22 protein-coding genes and 1 pseudogene are annotated in these 23,008 nt (G+C 32.3%); all 23 read left to right on the top strand.

The window, feature by feature from the left end; all coding sequences use genetic code 11:
- Positions 1-131 precede the first annotated feature (131 nt).
- Complete coding sequence (locus tag E4T68_RS05195; protein ID WP_135124797.1) at positions 132-494, top strand: GNAT family N-acetyltransferase; 363 nt, start codon at positions 132-134, stop codon at positions 492-494.
- A gap of 898 nt (positions 495-1,392) precedes the next feature.
- A complete protein-coding gene (locus E4T68_RS05190; protein WP_135124796.1) occupies positions 1,393-1,689 on the top strand; it encodes a WXG100 family type VII secretion target in 297 nt (98 codons plus the stop codon).
- A 62-nt stretch (positions 1,690-1,751) separates the two neighbouring features.
- On the top strand, positions 1,752-4,931 hold the full coding sequence (gene esaA, locus E4T68_RS05185) for a type VII secretion protein EsaA (protein WP_135124794.1): 3,180 nt from the start codon (positions 1,752-1,754) through the stop codon (positions 4,929-4,931).
- A 9-nt stretch (positions 4,932-4,940) separates the two neighbouring features.
- The gene (gene essA, locus E4T68_RS05180) at positions 4,941-5,417 is read left to right on the top strand and encodes a type VII secretion protein EssA (RefSeq protein ID WP_135124792.1); all 477 of its coding nucleotides are present in this window, start codon (positions 4,941-4,943) and stop codon (positions 5,415-5,417) included.
- A gap of 244 nt (positions 5,418-5,661) precedes the next feature.
- Positions 5,662-6,855: a type VII secretion protein EssB gene (gene essB / locus E4T68_RS05170; protein ID WP_135124790.1), complete on the top strand. Its 1,194-nt coding sequence runs from the start codon at positions 5,662-5,664 to the stop codon at positions 6,853-6,855.
- 12 nt (positions 6,856-6,867) lie between these two features.
- The gene (essC, locus tag E4T68_RS05165; RefSeq protein ID WP_135124788.1) at positions 6,868-11,241 is read left to right on the top strand and encodes a type VII secretion protein EssC; all 4,374 of its coding nucleotides are present in this window, start codon (positions 6,868-6,870) and stop codon (positions 11,239-11,241) included.
- Between the two features lie 17 nt (positions 11,242-11,258).
- Positions 11,259-11,666 carry a hypothetical protein gene (locus E4T68_RS05160; RefSeq protein WP_228099249.1) on the top strand — a complete coding sequence of 136 codons (408 nt, stop codon included), beginning with the start codon at positions 11,259-11,261 and terminating at the stop codon, positions 11,664-11,666.
- A gap of 5 nt (positions 11,667-11,671) precedes the next feature.
- Entirely contained in the window at positions 11,672-11,971 is a 300-nt protein-coding gene (locus E4T68_RS05155; protein WP_135124785.1) for a WXG100 family type VII secretion target, read from the top strand.
- A gap of 1 nt (position 11,972) precedes the next feature.
- The gene (locus E4T68_RS05150) at positions 11,973-12,662 is read left to right on the top strand and encodes a DUF5081 family protein (RefSeq protein ID WP_135124783.1); all 690 of its coding nucleotides are present in this window, start codon (positions 11,973-11,975) and stop codon (positions 12,660-12,662) included.
- Positions 12,659-13,051, top strand: coding sequence for a hypothetical protein (locus E4T68_RS05145; protein WP_135124782.1), 393 nt, complete (start codon positions 12,659-12,661; stop codon positions 13,049-13,051). The genes E4T68_RS05150 and E4T68_RS05145 overlap by 4 nt, the downstream gene beginning before the upstream one ends.
- Positions 13,048-14,232 (top strand): hypothetical protein, encoded by a 1,185-nt coding sequence (locus E4T68_RS05140; RefSeq protein WP_135124781.1) that lies wholly within the window; start codon positions 13,048-13,050, stop codon positions 14,230-14,232. The genes E4T68_RS05145 and E4T68_RS05140 overlap by 4 nt, the downstream gene beginning before the upstream one ends.
- Positions 14,233-14,895 carry a DNA/RNA non-specific endonuclease gene (locus E4T68_RS05135; protein ID WP_228099248.1) on the top strand — a complete coding sequence of 221 codons (663 nt, stop codon included), beginning with the start codon at positions 14,233-14,235 and terminating at the stop codon, positions 14,893-14,895. It abuts the gene before it with no gap.
- 14 nt (positions 14,896-14,909) lie between these two features.
- Positions 14,910-15,365 carry a hypothetical protein gene (locus tag E4T68_RS05130; protein ID WP_135124779.1) on the top strand — a complete coding sequence of 152 codons (456 nt, stop codon included), beginning with the start codon at positions 14,910-14,912 and terminating at the stop codon, positions 15,363-15,365.
- A 49-nt stretch (positions 15,366-15,414) separates the two neighbouring features.
- Positions 15,415-15,552, top strand: a complete 138-nt coding sequence (locus E4T68_RS09280) for a hypothetical protein (RefSeq protein ID WP_167753822.1) — start codon at positions 15,415-15,417, stop codon at positions 15,550-15,552.
- The gene (locus E4T68_RS05125; protein WP_135124777.1) at positions 15,549-15,953 is read left to right on the top strand and encodes a hypothetical protein; all 405 of its coding nucleotides are present in this window, start codon (positions 15,549-15,551) and stop codon (positions 15,951-15,953) included. The genes E4T68_RS09280 and E4T68_RS05125 overlap by 4 nt, the downstream gene beginning before the upstream one ends.
- Entirely contained in the window at positions 15,950-17,668 is a 1,719-nt protein-coding gene (locus tag E4T68_RS09750; RefSeq protein ID WP_228099247.1) for an HNH endonuclease, read from the top strand. The genes E4T68_RS05125 and E4T68_RS09750 overlap by 4 nt, the downstream gene beginning before the upstream one ends.
- Positions 17,669-17,672: 4 nt before the next feature.
- Positions 17,673-18,086 (top strand): SMI1/KNR4 family protein, encoded by a 414-nt coding sequence (locus E4T68_RS05115; RefSeq protein WP_135124775.1) that lies wholly within the window; start codon positions 17,673-17,675, stop codon positions 18,084-18,086.
- Between the two features lie 546 nt (positions 18,087-18,632).
- Positions 18,633-19,265: a hypothetical protein gene (locus tag E4T68_RS05110; protein ID WP_135124773.1), complete on the top strand. Its 633-nt coding sequence runs from the start codon at positions 18,633-18,635 to the stop codon at positions 19,263-19,265.
- 3 nt (positions 19,266-19,268) lie between these two features.
- Positions 19,269-19,460: a hypothetical protein gene (locus E4T68_RS05105; protein WP_135124771.1), complete on the top strand. Its 192-nt coding sequence runs from the start codon at positions 19,269-19,271 to the stop codon at positions 19,458-19,460.
- 176 nt (positions 19,461-19,636) lie between these two features.
- Positions 19,637-20,449 (top strand): recombinase family protein, encoded by an 813-nt coding sequence (locus E4T68_RS05100; RefSeq protein ID WP_135124769.1) that lies wholly within the window; start codon positions 19,637-19,639, stop codon positions 20,447-20,449.
- Positions 20,450-20,532: 83 nt separating this feature from the next.
- Positions 20,533-21,141 (top strand): annotated as a pseudogene (locus E4T68_RS05095) (recombinase family protein); the annotation flags it as partial.
- 357 nt (positions 21,142-21,498) lie between these two features.
- The gene (locus E4T68_RS05090; protein ID WP_135124766.1) at positions 21,499-22,317 is read left to right on the top strand and encodes a Cof-type HAD-IIB family hydrolase; all 819 of its coding nucleotides are present in this window, start codon (positions 21,499-21,501) and stop codon (positions 22,315-22,317) included.
- Positions 22,304-22,492: a hypothetical protein gene (locus E4T68_RS05085; protein ID WP_135124764.1), complete on the top strand. Its 189-nt coding sequence runs from the start codon at positions 22,304-22,306 to the stop codon at positions 22,490-22,492. Before E4T68_RS05090 ends, E4T68_RS05085 begins: the two co-directional genes overlap by 14 nt.
- The last annotated feature ends 516 nt before the right edge of the window (positions 22,493-23,008 follow it).

Raw genomic sequence — 23,008 nt, 5'->3', positions numbered from 1 at the left:
GGCTTTGATGACGTTATATTTTTTTATTTCATTCACTGTTAATTCTATCCTTTTCATATCTCTAGTTTATCATTTTGGGACATTTTGTCATTCGATTACTTTAAGACATTATCACATTCGATTGATAGTTAATGGAACATAATAAAAATTGTGTTGACAGTACACAAAAAGAAGATTATTTAAAGTACAGTTATGTGGTGAAAAATGAAGAAGAGAATGTTATAGCAGGGATATTAGCATATGCTGTTATTTGGGGAATTTTGTATATTGATACATTGTGGGTAGATAGTAAATATAGAAAACAGGGAATTGCTACGACATTGTTAAATAAAATTATTGAAGATGGTAAAGAAGATGGTTGTCATATTGTTCATGTGAGTACTTTTGATTTTCAGTCTCCTGAATTTTATAAAAGTATGGGATTTGAATGTTTTGGAATTTTACCTAATGCACCCAAAGGGCATAGTGAGCATTTTTTCTATCGTAACATTTAAAGAAAAGTATGTTTTATATTGATAGTGCTATATTTTAAGGATATTTTAGAAAAATAAAGTATGGATTTTTATGTGTAATTTATGATAGTTATTAAATTAAAGTATGCTATGTTTAAGATAGATGCATTGTTTCAAAAAGAGATTACAAAAATACTAGAGATATTATGAAAAAATTGAGAAATCAGAAACAAGTTTAATAGATAATTGTTAAGTTAACAAAATTTTTACTTTTTTCGGAATTTTGATACGACACAGTTTAATATTCTGATAGAAAAAATTGTTATTAGTAAAGATAAAGCGATCAAAGTAATATTCAAAAATGATATGGAAATAAATTTTTAAGCACCACCATCCAATCAAGCGGTTGGAATGGATGGTGTTTTTTTGTTATAATAAGAGCAATGAATCGTTAGGTAGTCGAATGGGATTGTAAATAATTGATAAAGTAAATTTTGCACCCCCTTAACCCCCTTTTGCATCCCCTAACATGAAAAAAGGAGAAATTGTATGATAAAACTAATCGCAATAGAAATGGTGATTAAGTAAATAATACAATAATATGTAGGTGTATCCAGAAATAGTGAGGTTTTAATTTTTGATTAATTACTCATATTGATAAGTATATAGTAAATAGCTTTTAATTGTTGAAAGATACACAATTATTAACATGTAGTCTATCTATTAATAATTGTTAATCTACTAATAAAAAACAAGAATTATAGAACCTGTTTTCATTTAAATTATATGAATAAGATAAATAATATTATAATTGAATAAAAGAACGGAAAACGTTGATGTACAGGCGTTTTTTTAAAATTTTTTTCAAAAATTACTTGTTAAAACAAAGTGATTATGATACAATTTGAGTATCAAATTAACTGATGAGGAGGTCAATGCAATGGCAGGACAAATTAGGGTATCACCGGAAACGCTTCAATCACGTGCTCGTGAATATGGAAAAGCTTCACATGATATTACTCAAATTTTAAACAATTTACAACGTCTTCAAGATACACTTCGCGGAGAGTGGGAAGGGGCGGCTTTCCAAGGTTTTGATAACCAATTCAATGAATTAAAACCTAAAGTTCAAAATTTTGCTGAATTGATGCAACAAATCAATACACAACTTGACAAAACTGCACAAGCAATGCAACAAAATGACCAGGATTTATCACGCAACTTTGGTCTTAATTAATCGAATCATTGATAGGGCTGAGGAAAAATCCTCAGCTTTTTTAACGAATAAGGAGGTAACTAGTGAATAAGAAAGTATTAGTGAGCGTTGGGGGAGTAGTATTATGTTTCACAGCCTTTATTTCTTTTTTTGGTATTATTAAACCTACGCCGATAAGTCAAAAACCAATAGAAAAATCTGTTCAGAAAAATCATTTAAAAATTGCAGTCGTTAATGAGGATAGTGGAACTGTGTATAATGGTGAAACTGTAAATATGGCAAAAACGTTATTGACCGCATTTTCTAATCAGTCAGAGTATGTGATTGAAGAAGTGTCACGTGCCATTGCAGAAAGGGGATTAGATAATCAGACGTATCAATTAATGATTATTTTGCCAAGTAAGTTTTCTGAGGATAGTTTAGCTTTGGAATCGAGCAATCCTACTAAAGCAGTTTTTCAATATCACATTAAATCTGATAAACCGTTAGTTGTGAAGCAAGCAGAAGAAGCGGTTTTGAATTTCAAGAGTGTATTCAATAAAAATTTAGTAAATATCTATTTTTTGAGTATTATTGGTAATTTACAAACAGCGCAAACACAGATGTATGATGTGATTTCAAATGAAGGGGAGGCATTAAATAGTTATCAATCAAATTTATCAAATACACTAACCAGTTATTCCACGCGTTTTAAGGGGTTATCAACTACACCACATGATTTATTAAGTCAATATTCTTTATTTGATAAAGAGTTAAATCAAAGCAATGATGCTTTCACTTCAATCGTTAACATAGACAAAACTTATGAGACAGAAATTGATAAAGTTAAGGTGCTTCAAGAGGCTTGGAGACACGCAATTGATGAAAAAGGAAACGGTCTTGCTCAATATGATGAATCTGTATCTCAATTAACTGTACACCAACAATTAGAATCCCTTAAGACATTACAGACATATTTCAATGAGAATTTTAGAGAACCACGTATTTGGAGGGAAAATGCAGAAAAAGGAGATAAGTTTAATAAAGAGTTAACCACACTTATTGCAGCATTAAAAACACTCAATGATCAAATTGACACAACACTGGAACAGTATCATACTAAGATAAGTCAAGCTATTGAAGAGTCGTTGAATAATACATCAGGTGTGTCTGAAGAGGCGCAACAAATACAAATGACACTTGGTCGGTATATTAAACAGATTAGAGAAACACTGTTGTCTAAGTTAGATAGTGCGTTATATTATGGTGTGTTTTATGATAATGACACGTTGGAGCAGTTAGGTTTATCTAAACAAGATACACACTATTTAAAAAATATCAATGCATTTATAAGTTGGTATACAACAGAGAATAAAAAAAGTCCAGTGACTACTCATAAAGAAACGCATATCAGTCAGTATATGAAACAATTGAAACACTCAGCAATGACTAACCTAGAGCAGTCTAGAACCTTAAATATTAGTGAGATTGAAGGAACGGTTAAAGACATTAGAGTAACTGTACCATCTGAGTATCTATTACATGTAGAGGGGTATGGTCAAACTAAAATTGATGATGTGACATATAGGTTAGAGGTTAAAGATGCTCATGCAAAGGATATAAAGATACATTATAAGTTAACACCACTTCACGATGATTCCCTTAGCCTATTTGATGTGGTCCAAGTCAAAGTAGAGGTTACAACAGAAGAACAATTAGAGACCATTACAGGCGAAACAACAACTGAAACACGTACAGAACACCCAAGCACTGACAATAGTCATGATATGGTATCTGGGCAAGCACGGACACTAACCATCATCAAAGACAAAACAAAACCAAAAGTGATTACAAGAGTGTATACACAGATGAATAATGTCTCTAATTTATCTGCGTATCAACCGTATGAGGAAGCTCAATCATTTTATCAAGATATGAAACATTACCTAGAAATAGCAGCTTTAGCTAAAGCCTTTTATGATATTGATTTACATCACGCATTTGAAGAAGCGCCAAGTTCATCTTTATTTAAACAAACTGATGTTGATCATTTAAAATCTATTATTACTGCTTTAATTAAAGATGCAACGATAACAACATTGAAAAAAGATTTAAAAGTATCAGATGAACAGTTAAAACAATTTGAAGCGTTGGCATTAAATGCGACAGATTTAAATACTAAATTGGATGAATTACGTAAAAGTACATCAGATTCTTCTACACAATTACAAGCTATTTTAGATGAAGCTGAGAAAATTCAGAAAACATTACAAGAAAAACCAGTGTTTACAGAATACAAAGCAGAAGACAATACGGACTTAGTGACTGTATCAATGGATATGAATAAAGATTTGATGCAATTAATGGCATCAAGTCGTACGTTGATGGATAATACGAAAGCTAATCAAGAGGTGTCTAAATCCATTCACTCTACACTTGATAAATTATCGCATGATGTGTCTACTCTAGAAAAAGAAGGCGAAGACTTGTCTGATAGAGTGGCTGATTTGCAACATGTCATGAGTGAAAAATACACATCTAATCAAGAATTCTTAAAAGGATTTTCAACGGTATTAAAAAATACGAAAACAGGAAATCGAACCAACGAAGCAGTGTATGAATACTTATCTAATCCAGTAGAAGCCTCTAAAATTCAAGGTGTTCTTGGGATAATACAGCCTAAAGCGGAAACAACAAGACAAGATAGTCGTTCCGGATTATTGATTGTCTTAATTGGTTATTTAGTGTCACTATCTATTGCTTACCTATTACAACATGCAGATATTGCGGCATTACAAAAACGCTTAAACGTATTAAAACGTGTGGATTGGAAAAATGCAATCCAATCACTATTGTTTTTAACAGGTTTGGGTGGATTAGCTGGATTATTCATGGGAATGGTAGCTGCTTATAAATTGAGCATGGCATGGGGACAAGGTGCATTATTTAGTGTCATTATTGTCGCAATGGTTTTAACATTCACTTATGGTTTAAATCTCTTGTTGTCAAAAGTAAAAAGTCTTGGCTTCTTAATCGCAATAGGACTACTTTTACTTTATATGATTACGGCAACACAATTGCTTGATACGTATTATGTGAATGCATCAAGTTTCTTAACTTCAGTATCACCATTGACTTATGTAGAAAATAGTATAGGAGCCTATATTAATCAAACAAATAGTGGTGGAATACTGTTAGTGGTATTGATTGCGTTAAGTATTATATTTGGTTTAATAAATGGATTTATTTATCGAACAATTAAAACAGAATCAAGTGAAGGGTAAGGAAAATTTATGAAGAAGATAGTAGGTTATAGTAGTTTAATTTTCTGTCTATCGTTCTTCCTATTAGTGTCAAAAGTTAATGCTGCAGAAGATGGGGCATTGAAAATTAATACAAATATTCAACCCACACAACAATCAAAAGGGATTCATTATATTGAACAAGAAAATGATTTATCTGCATTGTTCCGTTTAGAAACAACAACTAGCATTCATCAACAACAAGATAAAGAAAAGTTAGAAGAACGACAGGATAAAAATAGTTTGTTTATCAACGTACGTTCTTCTCAACGGCTTGTTGATACCTATACAGCAACGTTGTTTAATGGGCAAACGAATATGACAAGAACGGATAACGCTCATATTGTTTTAAATTCAGTTACTTCAGAGTTTTCATTGTCTATGATAGTAAGTCTTTTAATAGCTGTGGTTATTATGGGGTATTCTATTATTCAAGTAATTATTTCTAAGAAAGGACAACATAAGTAGTGGAACATTATATCAATATTACTTTAGATTTAGGCTTGGTGTGTGGCAAGCAGTTAGACCTACGAATTCCTAGCACAATGACATTAAAAGAAATGATACAGATAGTTTTAGAATCTTACGCAATAGATATGCTAATTCTTAATCCAACTGCTCGAGTAAAAGGAAGTGGGGCAGTACAAGTCTATTAGACGTTGTAAAAGACGGTATGTTATTAACGTTAGAAACGATATAGGTGAGGAAAGTCATGGAAAAAAAGAACATCACAAGAGAATTATTATTAGAAGATATTAAAGGAAATAAAGCAGTAGCCTATGCTTTATTACAAGCCCAACATCCTTCTTTTATTGATGAAACGCTGACAATTAAAGAAGATGTCGTTACTTTAAACGCACAAGTAGATGATGAAATGTATGATTGGCAAACTGTTACAATGATGACTTTGGAAGATAGAGTGCGTCATTTAATGAATTGTGGGCATTTATATGATGCTTTAAAAAATGATAAATATACCTATAAATTTGCTCCGGAACATATTGTATTTACAGTGAATGGTTTACCAAAATTAACGTATCGTGGTATTAGAGGACAAGTGGTGCCTTATGAAAGTGTTCAAGAGGAAAAATTTTTAACAACTTATCAAGCAATGATTGTGTCACTGTTAGACTTAAAAGTAGATTATAATGCGTTAATTAATGGTAAATTACCCTTTTATAAGGGGGATTTATTGTGTGAATCAGTCATTAAAGCACAAAGTGTATCAGATGTTTTGCAATTATTACAAGATAAGTATGTATCAGAAAAAGAAATTAATCAAGAACACTATATTAAAGTCAAAAAAACGGTACTATCTGGGTGGAAAATAACAACAATTGCTACTTCAGTACTAACGAGTATATTATTGATAGGTATAGTATACTTATTACTATTTGCCCTACCTAACCAAACTGCTATTGCTGATATACGCTTAGCGTTTATTCAAAAAGACTATTCTAAAGTGCTAACAACAGTGAGAACAAAAGATAGTAGATCATTAAGTCAAGATGATAAATATATTGTGGCCTATTCAGTTATTATGAGTGAACCATTGAGCGAAGCACAAAAGCAAGAATTGAGCCGAATTTCTACCCAATCTAATGAAGATTATTTACGTTATTGGGTATTGATTGGGCAATCTAAAATAGATGAAGCAATTGATATTGCCAGCTATTTAGATGACCCACAATTATTAATGTATGGCATGACGAAAAAAATTGATGACATTCAACGTGATCCTAATTTGAAATCAGAGGAGCGAACAGAAGCCATCAATAATTATAAGTCAAAACTCGATGAGTTGAAGAAAAAGTATTTAACACCACCTACTAATGGAACAAAACAAGGCGTTCCTGAAACAAATCAAAATACGAATAGTAGTACAACAACACCAAATGATCAATAGGAGGGAAAGGAGATGGCAATTTATTTAATTCACAATAATGAAACCTATCCGCTATATTCTCATACGATTTATACATTAGGAAAAGAAAAAACGGCTGACATTATTTTACCAATAGACGAACGTACGTTACAAGTTGAAGAAGATAGTGTCATTTTTGAAAATAAACATTATGGTATCGGTAGATATGATATTATTTTATCCAATGAAGTGAGCGTTTGCTTGTTAGTATTAAAAGCTGCACAACATTTTTTAATATCAGATAATACATTATATTTATCTTCAGACGATACTGCACACATTAAAGTTATAGATAGCTTAATAGAATCTGTTTTCGTATTTAAGGACGATGACGTGTTATTTACGAGTACGACACATTATTTCTTAAATGGCAAGAAAAAAAGTGGAACTTTAACGATTCAAGATAATGATGTCATTGTGTTTGCTGAGGGGATTGTATTGTCAATTCAAAATAAAGTTATGTCGGTTAGTACACTGTTTGAGATTGAAACAACATTAGTGCCGTCTATTTTACCAAAAGAAGATGATAGAGGGAAAGAATTTCATCGCTCGCCACGTATTATTTTACGTGCACCCGAGGGGAAGGTTACCATTGCATCAGCTCCTACCCATGATGAATTAAACAAACAGTCACTTTTAAAATTATTATTAACACCTGTGGCTATGATGGCATTTACAGGTGCGAGTTATTTCTTTTTTAGAAGTGGACCAATGATTATCATGATGATGGGTATGTCGCTCATTACCATTGGAACATCTATCCATTCGTATTTGTCAGATAAGAAAACACATGCTGCAAAACAGGTTCAAAAACAAAAAGATTATCTGAATTACTTAGATAATAAGTACACTGAATTAGCAGCCTATAAACAAGAACAGGAGCATTCACTTGAGTATCATTATCCTTCAATGATAGATATTCTTGGTATGGCTCAAAAAGTAGATAGACGTTTGTATGAAAAGACACCACATCATTTTGATTTTCTAACCTATCGTTTAGGACTAGGCGAAGTGTCTGCTAGTTTTCAAATTGACTATACCGATTCGGAATTAACGGAATATCATCAAGAAGTAAAGCAAAAAGTACAAGAGTTATTATCTTATTACCGAATGATTGACAATGTGCCTATTACAAATGTTGTTAATCGTCCTATCGGTTATATTGGTAACCGTAAACTAGTTGTTGAGCAAGTCCAACAATTAATGATACAAATCGCTGCGTTTCATAGTTATCACGATGTTCAATTTATGCCAATATTTAGGGAGGAAGAGCTGGGCATTTGGCAATGGAGCCGTTGGTTACCACATACAAAAATAAAAGCCTTTAATAGTAGAGGTTTTATTTATAATCAACGTACTCGTGATCAATTGTTGACCTCTTTATATCAAATAATTAAAGAGAGAAAATTAAATAGTGAACAAGATAAAAATAATGAGAAAAAGTATGCACCAAGTTATATTCTCTTTATTACAGATTTAAGTTTGTTATTGGATCATAATATTATTGAATACATTAATGAAGACTTAACACATTTAGGTATTTATTATGTTTTTGTAGAAGAAGTGATTGAAAGTTTGCCTGAACATGTTCAAACGGTTGTAGATTATCGTGGAGATAAAAAAGCTAAATTAATCCTTCAAGAAGGTGTGTATCTCAATCAACCCTTTATACCATTACCTGCCATTTCAAAATATGAAAAAGAGTTGTTTGCACGTCATATGGCAGGCATTACTCATGTTCAAACTTTGCGAAATGCCATTCCAGAGAGTATTACATTTTTAGAAATGTACGGTGTGGAGCGTGTTGATGAATTACATTTACTGAAACGTTGGTCTGAGAATGAAACCTATCAAACCATGGCGGTGCCTTTAGGCGTTCGAGGACGAGATGATATTTTATATTTGAATTTACATGAAAAAGCGCATGGTCCACACGGTTTGATTGCAGGGACAACAGGCTCGGGGAAATCGGAGTTAGTGCAATCGTATATTTTATCACTAGCTGTCAATTATCATCCTTACGAAGTGGCGTTTCTACTTATTGACTATAAAGGTGGGGGAATGGCGAATTTATTTGCTGATTTACCACATGTGGTTGGAACGATTACAAACTTAGATGGCAATCAAGCCCATCGTGCATTAGTGTCAATCCAAGCAGAACTCAAAAAACGCCAGCGCATTTTCCTAGAAAACGATGTGAATCATATTAATCAATATATGAAGTTGTTTAAAGAAGGTAAGGTAAGCGAGCCATTGCCACATTTACTTATTATTAGTGATGAATTTGCTGAATTAAAAACCAATCAACCGGAGTTTATGGATGAATTAGTATCAACGGCTCGTATTGGTCGTTCACTTGGTGTTAAACTCATTTTAGCTACACAAAAACCAAGTGGTGTCGTGAACGATCAAATTTGGTCGAACTCTAAGTTTAAAATTGCATTAAAAGTACAAGATGTTGCTGATTCAAGAGAAGTGATTAAAACCCCTGATGCAGCAGAAATTACGCAAACAGGGCGAGCATATTTACAAGTAGGGAATAATGAAATTTATGAATTGTTCCAAAGTGCCTGGTCAGGAGCAGATTATAATCCAGATGGGAAACATCATAATCAAAAGAATATCATTATCTATGAAATTACAGATAATGGTCAATATGCACCAATCAATAGAGACTTGAGTGGATTGGATAAACAAAAAGATGTTAAATCAGTACCAACAGAATTAGATGCGATTGTAGAAAATGCCCATGATGTCTTTAAACAACTAAATATACCAAAAGTGGCGAGCCCATGGTTACCACCACTTAAAGACAAGGTATATGCCAAAGACTTACAGTCTGTGTCATTTAAAGAGTATTGGAACACTACAAATGACTTAACTATTTTAGTGGGTTATCAAGATATTCCAGAAAAACAAGAACAATCCCCTCTATATTTTAATATGGAACAGACAGGGCATATTTTATTGGTATCTAGTCCAGGATTTGGGAAATCAACCTTTATACAGACGTTAGCAGTTGATGTGATGCGTAAGCAAACACCTGAACAATCGCATTTTTATTTATATGACTTTGGGGCAAGTGGATTAATTTCCTTAACCGAATTTCCACATGTGGCTGATTACTTTACGATGGATGAGAGCGAAAAAATTATGAAATCATTGCGTCGTTTAAGTCAAATGGTTAAAGACCGTAAACAAGCCTTAGCCAAATTGAAAACAACGAATTTAAAACAGTATAATCAGTTATCAAGTGAGAGTTTTCCAACGGTTTTTATTGCCATTGATGGATTTGATAGTGTACCAGATATGCCATTTGCGGATTCTTTTTACGATGTTTTAAATGTGATTGCCCGAGATGGAGCATCATTAGGGATTTATTTAATGGTAACACTTTCCCGATTGAATGCGATGCGTTTACAGTTGCAGTCAAACTTTAAAACGAAAATCTCCCTATTCTTATTTGATAATAGTGATTTGTCAGGTATAGTTGGTCGTTCGAATATTGCACTGGATGAGATTAAAGGACGTGCGATAACAAAATTAGAGGGGAGTATTATTCAATTCCAAATTGCTTTAGCGTATAACAGTGACAATTATAGTGAGTATATTGAAGCTGTAAAACGTGAAGCACAAGTAATGACACAGGCATACCAAGGCAAATTACCAGAGAACATTCCAATGTTGCCAGAGAAGGTGACACTTGATGTGTTGGAACCTGAGTTTTCTACATCAAATTTTGTATTTGGGTTAGATAGAGAAAAAGTAGAACCAGCATTATTTACATTAAATAAAGCCTTTTTGATGGCGGCAGAAAATCCTGGGTTCATTACTCACTATTATAGATTATTAGCGTATCATGTTGACAGATTACATCACTATTATAATGCGGTAATTTTAGATTCTAATCAGAGATTATCCAATCAATTATTTGAAGGTGTTCAGAAATTTACAGCTAGTTTAGACATTGAAAATGTTGTGAAAACGATTGTTGAAGATTTGAAAAAACGATTGGCACACCCACATGAAACTTATGCTAAATGGTTAATAGTTATTCCAGATATAGCACATGTAGCAAGAATAGCAGAACTCAGTGAAGAAGATTTTAAATTGTTGGTTGTCGAAGGACCTAAATATGGCGTCACACCCGTCTTTGTGGGAAGTTATCAAGATCTTGTGAATAATACATATGATACGTATGTAAAACTGAGCCTTCAACTCGTTGAACAAGTGTTTTTAGGGGTTAGAATCAGTGATCAAAATCATACACGCTATCCTTATATGACAAATGAGCCAACATTAAAACAAAATCAAGGGTATATTTTGAAACCTGAATACTATGAATTCGTACAATTGTTAGAATTATAGAAAGGAGTAACGTGATAATGTTTGAAGAATGGTTTGGCACACCCACTGAAAAAAAGAGAGAAAAATATAAAGCACTGTATTATGAACTAAATGATTGTTTAACTCAATTTACTAAACAGTTAAATATGTTAGAAGAAAGTGTTAATCGTTATACCAATGATAGACCAAGTATGATGACTTCGTTTATTCCAGAAGATGTTTTTAGTACAAGTGAGCTAAATGTTCATCGAAAAGTGGAAGAATTAAAATCAGGGCAGGCTGTGGATATCAAAAAATTATCTCGTGCAGTAGATTCAGCCTATCAAAGATATAAACATTATGAACATTTAGCTATACAAGAACAAAGAGAACGTGAAGAACAAGAAAGACGTGAGCGAGAAAAAAGACAAAGAGAACTTAAAGAACGGTTAAATAGAAGGGGATAGATAATATGGCAGATATAAAAATCAAAGCTTTTGAACTTGATAGAGCAATTACTCTTTCTCAAGATATCAATAAAGAATTAGCCCATTCTGAGCAGACTGTTTACTCTTTAAAAAAATATCTTGCTTCTGCATCGTGGAGCGGGAAAACAAAAGAATCCTTTACAGCTTATTTAGAATTGATTTATCAATATCATAAAGAATTAATTGAAATTATGAAAGAGCATGAAAAGGTTATTCAAAACTTGAGAAAAACGATTGATGACTATAATGATTCTTCTGAAGTTGCATCAATTAAAGGGTTATAGTATGGAAAGAGTAGATTATTTTTCAATATATGAATTGTATTTTTTGTTGGATGTGTTGGATGGACAGCTATTAATGGGGTTACCAACAAGAGATGATTTAACTATTTCCTCAGAAGATGCATGGAAAGAAGCTAAAAATCATCTTGAAGAAAAAGGATTTGTCAATGAACAAGGTGAACTGACTCAAGCAGGATTTGTGATTGTAGAAATATTAAGAGAGTATAGTGTGGGGAAATCACTGACTATTATTAATAATGTTTACATGATGAATAGTCATGATATAGAGATGGCTATTGTTATTGTGGATACGCAAGAAGGGTACCAATTATTGAAAATATCACAGATGAGTGTGTTGGCCTTATTGCAAGAAAAATTACCTGTTATGCTTAGGGAACCAAATGAAGAAGAGCAACGTTTTTTAACATTACCACTTCAAATGACAAAATCCTATGAAGAACTGTTTTTATCTGATAACACAATTGTTGTACAGTATTATCCATTGTCAGATATGATAGACACTCATTCAAAAGAAACCTTGTATAAGCAATTATTATTTGTAGAAGATGAGGATAAGCTTTTGGGATATGACGTAAGAGAAGAACAGTTGAAGAGATATAGTCAGTATTACTTTTTAGAACAGTTATATACATGGCTTAATATCCCATTTAAAGAGGAGGAATTTGTTGAATGATACATAGTCACATTGTAGCAGTGAATGACGGTGGAAGCAGTAAAGAGATTGTGATGAATGTTGATGAGATGCATGATATTATGCGTTTCATGACAACAATAGAAGTCTCCTTTCATGTGGATCTAGCTCAAAAGTTAAAAGAGTTATCTGAACTGAAGTATTATGAAGGTGGAGAAGCACAAAAAACATTAGATCATTATGGTAAAATGTTAAATAAAGTCAATGAAATTGGCGATCTTTATAGTCGAGCAAACAGTGAAGTGTTCAAATTGGTACAACATTGGATTGAACAAGATAGAGAACTGGCGAAAAGTTTTTATGAGAGTTTAACACCAGATAGTCAATTGTCTAAAAATTTAGATAGATTGTCAGGAGGTGATAATGAATGACGAAAGATGTTGAATTAGATAAAGATAAGTGGTCCAAAATGCACAATGCCATTAGTAGCTTATCTGGTGTTTCATCAACAGGGTATTATAGTCCTAATTATTATACAACGGGGCATTTTTCAGGATATTCTTCTGGACATACGTCAAGTGTCACAAGTTTTGAAAAGAGAATATCAGACTTAGTCAAAATATCAGAAAAAGTGAAACGACTAATCAATGAAAAAGATTCAGATGGTGTGGTATCATATTATTATCATGATGATCAAGTCATTGTACGTACGGTACAAGCACAACTTAGTAGCTTGGGAAATTATGTTAGAAATGTGGATAAATATATTAACGATAAAATAGATCACCCTTTCTATGAGGCAATGGATAAAATCGGAGAGCGATTAGAAGCCTTAACCATTACGAAATATAGCACTAGTAATACGATAGGATTCAAACGAACAGATACGATTACTGATGAGTTTGGAGACAGTACAACTTACGAGGTAACACCAAAAACTATTACGATTGAAGATTTTTATAAAGTGGATAGTCCCTATAAAACGAGTTTAAAATCCAGTTACATGGTATTCAAAAATAGTAAGGAATATCAAGAAAACAAGTTGAGTGAAGACCAATATATCATGGCAATGCATCATACACGTGCGTTTCACTATGAATCATTAAATGAACAAAAACAAGCCAAAGAATTTTGGAGAGATATTATATTGGGGACAGGAGTTGTTGTTTTAACACTCTTTTGTCCACCAGCTGGAGCAGTAGCAGGAGTGACGTTAGCAAGTGCAGAGATGTACTCAGTAGGAACTGGAAAAGACTGGGGAACAGGGCGAGAGTTAGATGCAACAGAAAGAGGCGTTAGAGGCATTTTTGCGGTGATAGATATTATTCCCGGTGTTAAATATATGCATTCATTATCTAAAGCAGGAAAAGTAGGTGGAGCTGTTGCGATAAAAGCAACGATAAAGCAAAGTTTAAAAGAGGGATTTCAACAAGGAATTAAGAATATAGATAGTTTTAAAGGTCTTGTGAAAAACGTTAAAACTTATAGAGATAACGTACTGAAACAACTTGATATAAAGTTGCATAATATGGTAATATCTGGTACAGAAAAGCTAAAATCAGGGTTGAGTAAAGTTGATAATATGATGAGTGAAGCAGCTCAAAACTTCTGATTGAACATAGGCGTAGAGCCACAATTAATTAGTGGAGCTTTTAAATCAACAGACTCTCAATTAGTTAGCAAGATTACTAATAAACTTGATGATATCGCCAAAGCAAGTAAAAGCCATATAGATGATGTTGTAGGGAAGAGTGGGCGTAGTGAGAAGTTAGTTTTACCTAAGTCCTGGGGAGCTATTAGTGATGAAATAGTAAAAAATGGTAGTCATATGAATGACGAAATGTTAAAACCAAATATAATTTATGAAGTAGGAGAGCATAGTTATCTATATAAAACAGACGATATTGGACGTGTTGAACGTGCATATGCTGAAGACTTACAGTTAAAACTCCATGAAGGTAGATTAAAACATAATCCTAAAACATTTGATAAATTAGAAGGTGATCATGCAGGTCATATTTTTGGAGATTTATTTGGTGGTTCTCCAGAACTAGATAATCTTGTTTCGCAAGCCAGAGATGTTAATTTAAAAGAATATCGACGTATTGAAAGACAGTGGAAAAATGCATTAGAATCAATGCCTCCAAAAAAAGTAGAGGTAGATATAAAAATAAATTATGAAGGCATTTCTAGGAGACCAATTAGCTTTGAGGTTAAATATAAGATTGATGGAAAAAAATATTTAGAAAAAATTCCAAATGTTAATTTAAGATAGGAGATACAAATACAATGAAAATTTTTGAAGATAAATTTATGGAATTACAAATAAGTATGGTTTCATTATCCATGGAATTTGTGAATAATCAAGCTGATAATATATATATATATTGTATTGCAGATGAACTATATAGATTTGATGTGTTTTATAAAATAAATAATAAATATGTCTATAGACATGAGATAAATAATAATTTATCAAAAGAAAATAGGATTGATAATTCAGATGAAAGAGAATTTTCTATGTTAGAATATGGTATAGATGATATAGAAAAAATAGTTTCTTTGTATAAGGAATATGGCAAAGAACACCCAACAGAGATGTGGATAATTTACGATGCTAAAAAAAATAGTTTGGATGCAAAATATAGTTATGAAGGGCGCTATAAAAAAGATAATGCATTATTATTGGATCCAGTGGACGAATTTGACAAGTGGTTTGAAAAAGTTAAAGAAAATAATTTATAGTAACTAAGTGATAATATTGAGTAAAAAGTTTTATTTTTTATTTAGCTTTATGGACTATAATGTTGCTCAACTTTTGGGATATGACGTAAGAGAAGAACAGTTGAAGAGATATAGTCAGTATTACTTTTTAGAACAGTTATATACATGGCTAAATATTCCATTTAAAGAGGGGGAATTTGTTGAATGATACATAGTCACATTGCAGCAGTGAATGACGGTGGAGGCAGTGACATAAATAGTAAAGAAATCGTGATGAATGTTGATGAGATGCATGACATTATGCGTTTCATGACAACAATAGAAGTCTCTTTTCATGTGGATTTAGCTCAAAAACTAAAAGAACTCTCTGAAACAAAATACTATGAAGGTGGAGAAGCACAAAAAACATTAGATCATTATGGTAAAATGTTAAATAAAGTCAATGAAATTGGCGATCTTTATAGTCGAGCAAACAGTGAAGTGTTCAAATTGGTACAATATTGGATTGAACAAGATAGAGAACTGGCGAAAAGTTTTTATGAGAGTTTAACACCAGATAGTCAATTGTCTAAAAATTTAGATAGATTGTCAGGAGGTGATAATGAATGACGAAAGATGTTGAATTAGATAAAGATAAGTGGTCCAAAATGTACAATGCCATTAGTAGCTTATCTGGTGTTTCATCAACAGGGTATTATAGTCCTAATTATTATACAACGGGGCATTTTTCAGGATATTCTTCTGGACATACGTCAAGTGTCACAAGTTTTGAAAAAAGAATAACAGACTTAGTCAAAATATCAGAAAAAGTGAAACGACTAATCAATGAAAAAGATTCAGATGGTGTGGTATCATATTATTATCATGATGATCAAGTCATTGTACGTACGGTACAAGCACAACTTAGTAGCTTGGGAAATTATGCTAGAAATGTGGATAAATATATTAACGATAAAATAGATCACCCTTTCTATGAGGCAATGGATAAAATCGGAGAGCGATTAGAAGCCTTAACCATTACGAAATATAGCACTAGTAATACGATAGGATTTAAACGAATAGATACGATTACTGATGAGTTTGGAGACAGTACAACGTACGAGGTAACACCAAAAACTATTACGATTGAAGATTTTTATAAAGTGGATAGTCCCTATAAAACGAGTTTAAAATCCAGTTACATGGTATTCAAAAATAGTAAGGAATATCAAGAAAACAAGTTGAGTGAAGACCAATATATCATGGCAATGCATCATACACGTGCGTTTCACTATGAATCATTAAATGAACAAAAACAAGCCAAAGAATTTTGGAGAGATATTACATTAGGGGTAGGTGTTGTTGTTTTAACACTCTTTTGTCCACCAGCTGGAGCAGTAGCAGGAGTAACGTTAGCAAGTGCAGAGCTGTACTCAGTAGGAACTGGAAAAGACTGGGGAACAGGGCGAGAGATAGATGTAGCCGAAAGAGGAATAAGAGCAACTTTTGCATTAATTGACTTAATTCCTGGTGTCAAATATATGTCTAAATTAAAAAAGGTGAGTAAAGTTGGCGGAGCAGTTGCGATAAAAGCAACGATAAAGCAAAGTGTAAAAGAGGGATTTCAGCAAGGCCTTAAGAATATAGATAGTTTTAAAGGGATTGTGAAAAACGTTAAAACTTATGGAGATAATCTCATCCAACAATTTGATATAAAGTTGCACAATATGCTAATATCTGGTACAGAAAAGCTAAAATCAGGGTTGAGTAAAGTTGATAATATGATGAGTGAAGCAGCCCAAAACTTCCGATTGAACATAGGAGTAGAGCCACAATTAGTTAGTGGAGCTTTTAAATCAACAGATTCTCAACTGGTTGGTAAGATTACTAATAAGCTTGATGACATAGCTAAAGCAAGTAAGAGTCATATAGATGATGTGATAGGTAAGAGTGGAAAGATAGGAATGGATGGTAAGAATATTGCTGGTCGTTTAGAATTAGCCAATAAAGTACATCCTGTTACAGGAGTTCCATTCGATAGCGACGGTTTCCCCATTTTTGAAGTTTTAGGGGAAATGAATTTACAACCAGAAGATTATTTAAAATCAAGAGCAACGCATTTTGATAGAGCAAGTAAAGACTTATACAACCAAATATTAAATAATTCGGATCTAGCCTCACAATTTACGTCTACAGAAATAGAAATATTCAAAAATGGTGGAATTCCAAAAAGATTTACATGGCATCATCACCAAAATGAAGGATTAATGCAATTAGTAGATAGAAAAATACATAGGAAAACAGGTCATATTGGTGGTTACAGTATCTGGGGGAAAGGAAATTAATTAAATGAAATGGATAGAATATACTTCAATAAATTATGATATATTAAAAAGAGCAGAGAGAATATTAGATATTATTTTTCCAGAAGATTTTAAGAATGTAGTATTACAATATAATGGTGGATATCCAGTTCCTAATAAGTTCTGTTTATTAGGGAACGATGAAGTTTTTAATAATTTAATAAGTTTTAATGAAAATGAGTATGATAATGTTTATGAAATCTTAGAAGATTTGGAAGGACGATTGAGAAGAGGTATAATTCCATTTGGGGAAGATCCATTTGGTAATTTATTATGTTTTGATTTTTTAAACAACAAGAGTATTGTTTTTTGGAATCATGAAATTGATGTAAGCTCATCCTCAGAAGTAACATTTGTTGCAGATAATTTTACTGAATTTTTAGAAATGCTACATGAATAACCTTTAAGTTAATAAAATAACTGATGTATGATAAAAGTGAGAATAGCTTCTAAAAAATGTTATTCTCACTTTTGATCAGTATCTTTAGTTCAATTTCGGTAAGTTGAAACCAGATAAAAAACAGGATTAAAAAGATAAGTAAAGTTGGCGAATCAGTTGCGATAAGTGATCTTGACCTATTAACGATTGGAGTTGTTTTATATATTTGGACAGAAAAAGCGAATGATGGCGTGAAGTATAGTCAAGTAGCAAGACAAAGAGAATTTGATAGATTTTAGACATATTTATAAGAAAACGAGAAAATAAAAAGATGTAACCGTTTTAATTGCGTTTTATATTTAATTGTAATATAATGATATTGCAGAAAGACTGATACAGAGATTAAATGTCGTGTTATTAAAAGGGAGGAGAAAAATTATGACAATATTTAATGTATCTAGGTATAAAAATGGAGACATGTTCTGCTTTAATTAATATAAGTATTTAATTAATCAATTGAAGGAGAAAAATTCCATTAAAAAATCAATTTTTAAAATAACAACGGCGATGATGATGGCATTTTGTGTAGGGAATAGCATACTACCTGTTACAGTAAATGCTGAAAGTACTAATATAGCTGTTAAAGATATTAGTTGTAAAGACCAAGATTTAATTAAAGTAGTTGATGAACATATCGTAGAAACGATGACATCATATCAAATTATTAAACCGGATGAATTAAAAGAAAAGATAGGTGTTGATAATTTTAATAAGTTACAAACTAGGTTAGTTATTGCTAATAAAGAAAAAAGTGAATCATTAAACCGTGAAGCTGTACAAGACATTCATATCCAAATTTTAAGACAAGTAGGTGCGACAGTTGAATCACATTGGTGGGGAAAAAGAATTATAACACATAATAGAGATACAGCGATAAATGTTAGAAAGTTAGCAAATGCATTTACTGGGACAGCCGGTGATGCAGGAATAGTGTCGGCGATGGCAGCTGCAGGGATAGGAATTATTCCAGGATTAGGAACTCCTGCAGCAATAGCAGGAATAATCACTGGAGTGATTTCTTGGGCAGACTCTACAACATGGAATAACGTTGCTACTCAAGTAGCAAATAACATTGATTCTGGAAAATATAATTTAACTATTGGTATAAATGCATGGATTATGGAAGTGAAGGTGTATTAAGATATGAAAAAATCAATATTAAAAACAATACTAATTAGTACACTATTGGTACTTGTTTATCTTTTAGTATACAATTTTAATGTGACAAAGCCTATTTTTGATGATTATCCATGGGTGAGACCTGTATTGATTATTTTGGCTGCTATAGGCATATTGTATAACTTTAGGAGAGATATACTATCCAATAAAAAATAATTTTAAAATGTGTCAGTATATTTTAAAGCCATTGACAGTTTACTGTTGATGGCTTTTTTCAGTACGACGGGCATGTCGCACATCTTAGGTGAAAGTCCTCCGTTTAACGATTGGATTTGTTTTAGATATTTGAACAGAAAAAACTTAGAGTCGCAGCATACGCTAGAGTCTCCCATTTGGATTTATTACAATCACTATCTAATCAAGTGAGTTATTATAACAAATTGATTCAATCACATTCAGATTGGGAATTTAAAGGTGTGTATATTGATAAAGGAGTGAGTTGTCAAACAAAACATCATCGCAAAGAATACCAGCGATTGATTCAAGACTGTAAAAATAGAGAGATAGATGTGATTTTAACAAAATCTATTTCTCGGTTTGGACGAAATACGGTAGAGTTGCTTAAAACTATACGACAATTAAAACAACGGAATATCGCTGTTCGCTTTGAAAAAGAAAACATTGATACAATGACAACCGACGGTGAATTGTTAATAACACTTTTAGCTTCAGTAGCACAAGAAGAGACTACGTCAATAAGCGAGAATATTCGTTGGAGAATAAAAGAAAGATTTGAACAAGGTTTGCCTTATCGATCTCAAAACATGTATGGTTATCGTTGGGATGAGAAGCTAGAACGGTATGTCATCAATGAACATGAATCATTGATCATCCAACACATTTTCAAATCATATTTAGATGGGAAAACACCTGCTCAAATTTCAAAAATATTAAATCATAAAGGAGAAACAACTAGAAAAGGCTATGCTTTTACACGCAGTACAATTCATAAGTTTTTAAATCAGGAGGTCTATACTGGACAATTAATATTACAGAAAACCTATCATGTTGGCTACAAAGGAAAGTTAATCCTAAATACTGGAGAACGACCTAGATATATAGTCGAAGATGCTCATGAATCTATTATTTCCAAAGAAATGTTCAATGAAGTGCAACAAGTGAAGGCAAAAGAAATCTACACTTGAGAAAGAAAGGAGAAAAGCATGAGTAAACGAGTTGTAACAATTGAATCGGCAAAGACAATTAGCCATAAAGCAGATTTACCTAAAATGTCACATGGGGAAAACGGAGACTTGCAGCAGAAGGCAAAGTTAGTTTCAGTTATTCGCAGGTGATGGGTTTCAAAAAGAGTGATGCTGGTTTTGATATTGATGAAGATGAGGCAAAGATTGTTCGATACATATTCGGTAGATTTTTGTGTGGAGATATTCCAAATCTGATTGCCAAGAACTTAACAAATAAGGGAATCCCCACTCCATTTGGAAAAAGCACATGGAGCTTTCCAACGGTTAAACGAATGCTTCAAAATGAAAAATATAAAGGGGACGCCTTATTGCAAAAGTCCTTTACTACTGATTTTTTAACTAAAACTAGAAAATCGAACGAAGGAGAATTACCTCAATACTATGTTGAAAATAATCACGAAGCGATTATTGATAGTTATACATTCGACTTAGTACAGCAAGAATTGAAACAAGCGACAAGACGAACTGAAAAAAGTTATTTTGGGAAAGTCATCTGTGGATGTTGTGACGCTAGTTATGGTAGGCATGTTTGGCATTCAAACAGTCAGTATAAGCAATACATTTTTAGGTGTAATCAAAAGTACAAAGGTGAAATAAAGTGTGATACACCACACGTCATAGCAGAAGAAATTTAAACCTGGAGTGTGGAAGCAGTCAAAGTGAAATTTAAAAACGATATAGAAATAAATGTTTAACCGCCATCATCCAATCGATTGATTGGAATGGATGGTGTTTTTTTGTTATAATAGGAGCAATGAATCATTGGGAAATCAAATGGGGATTCATATAGTTAAATAAATTAAAATGATGTGGCATGTAATTGTTAAATGTGGCAATTTTGGAGATGAAAGTAGTAAGGGATTTTTAGTTGGTTTATCTAATAGCGATAGACGTTTTGTGATAAGGAAGATTTCTTTCCTTAACGGATAATTCTTTGCACCCCCTAAACCCCATTTGCACCCCCCTAACATGAAAAAAGGAGAAATTGTATGATAAAACTAATCGCAATAGATATGGACGGGACTTTATTGAATAGTCAACATAAGATTTCCCAGAAAAATATTGATGTCTTGAATACAGTTGTTAATAAGAATATTGATTTAGTGTTGTGTACTGGGAGAGCGTTATTTGGTGTGAAGCCATATTTAGAGCAATTACCATTAAAAGACGATGACTTTATCATTGTTAATAATGGATGCTCCATTCATCGTGGAAGCCAATTAGAGTTAGTTGACTGGGTTCAACTGACTAAACAAAATATACTTTATTTACAACAACTTGTACATGATTTTCCTATTCAACTTGTTGTTAATGATGATTATACGATGTATGTAATTGACGAGGAACCAAATGATTGGGTAAAAAAAGATGCTAAATTAGTATTTACACACCCGAGTTTATTACCTTTATACAAGGCAATAAGTGGAGAATATATGTTGTTCCAGTCCATGTTAATGGGCAATCCAAAAGATTTAGATGAATTTGAAGCATGTTATCGTAAAATTTTAGAAGAACAGTTTAGTGTTGTAAGAAGTCAAACATATATTTTAGAAGTGATGCCTAAAGGAACAACAAAGGCAAGTGCATTAGCAAGACTTAGTCGATTATTGAATATTTCTTCAAGTGACATGATGGCTTTTGGTGATGGAAATAATGATGTTGAGATGTTAGCTTATGTAGGCACGGGTGTAGCTATGGCAAATGGGACTAATTTAGTCAAACAAACTGCTAAATACCATACAGATTCTAACGATAATGACGGTGTTGCTAAAGCAATTGAATTGTTTGTATTAAATGAAAAAGAATAGTCAATTTCAACTTATTGATAAATTAAGTTGGTATCAGGTTAAATTAAGACTAGGAAAAATCTTTCCACTTTTATTGCAAATCATTGATATTCCTACTAATCATGAAGTGCATGTGATGAGTTTGTTTGTTGGATTGAAATTTTTTTATGTTCTTTTAGTAAAAAATACAGAATAAATATCAACGCATCGTTTATTAAGTTAATAATTATTCTGTTTTTAATGACAAGACTGACTTTTTCTCAGTCTTATAACCTCATTTTTCAATAGGGTAAAAAAATCATGAAAAATAATGTATATTTTTCATTTGTTTTGGGACTGGGAAAAAATCTTCAAAATAAAAAATAGCTTATACTGACGTCATCAGAAACGTTGGTTCTAAGCTGTTTTCCACTTTTCAAATGTTAATCGAAAGGCTAAAATTTTAGTTTTTTCCCAGTCCCTTGTTTTATGCAGTAAATTAATGTCAGTAAGGAAAAAAATGCAGATTTTCTTAAAAAATCTTAAAAATAAGAGATACATAACCATTTTTTATGAAAAGATTTAGCATTTGGGATGCTATTTAATAAAATAACCCGTGTTGTAAAATGAAGTGCAACAAATAAAAATAAACAAAAAAACATGAAAATCAGCTATACTAAAGTTGCCAAACCAAATAGATAGGAAGATTTTCATGTCTGAAGTACATTATACC

This window comes from Granulicatella sp. WM01 (genome assembly GCF_004570605.1).
In the GTDB taxonomy this organism is placed as follows: Bacteria; Bacillota; Bacilli; order Lactobacillales; family Aerococcaceae; genus WM01.
Note: the sequence above shows the minus strand (reverse complement) of the source record. Positions and strands in the feature narration are given on the sequence as shown.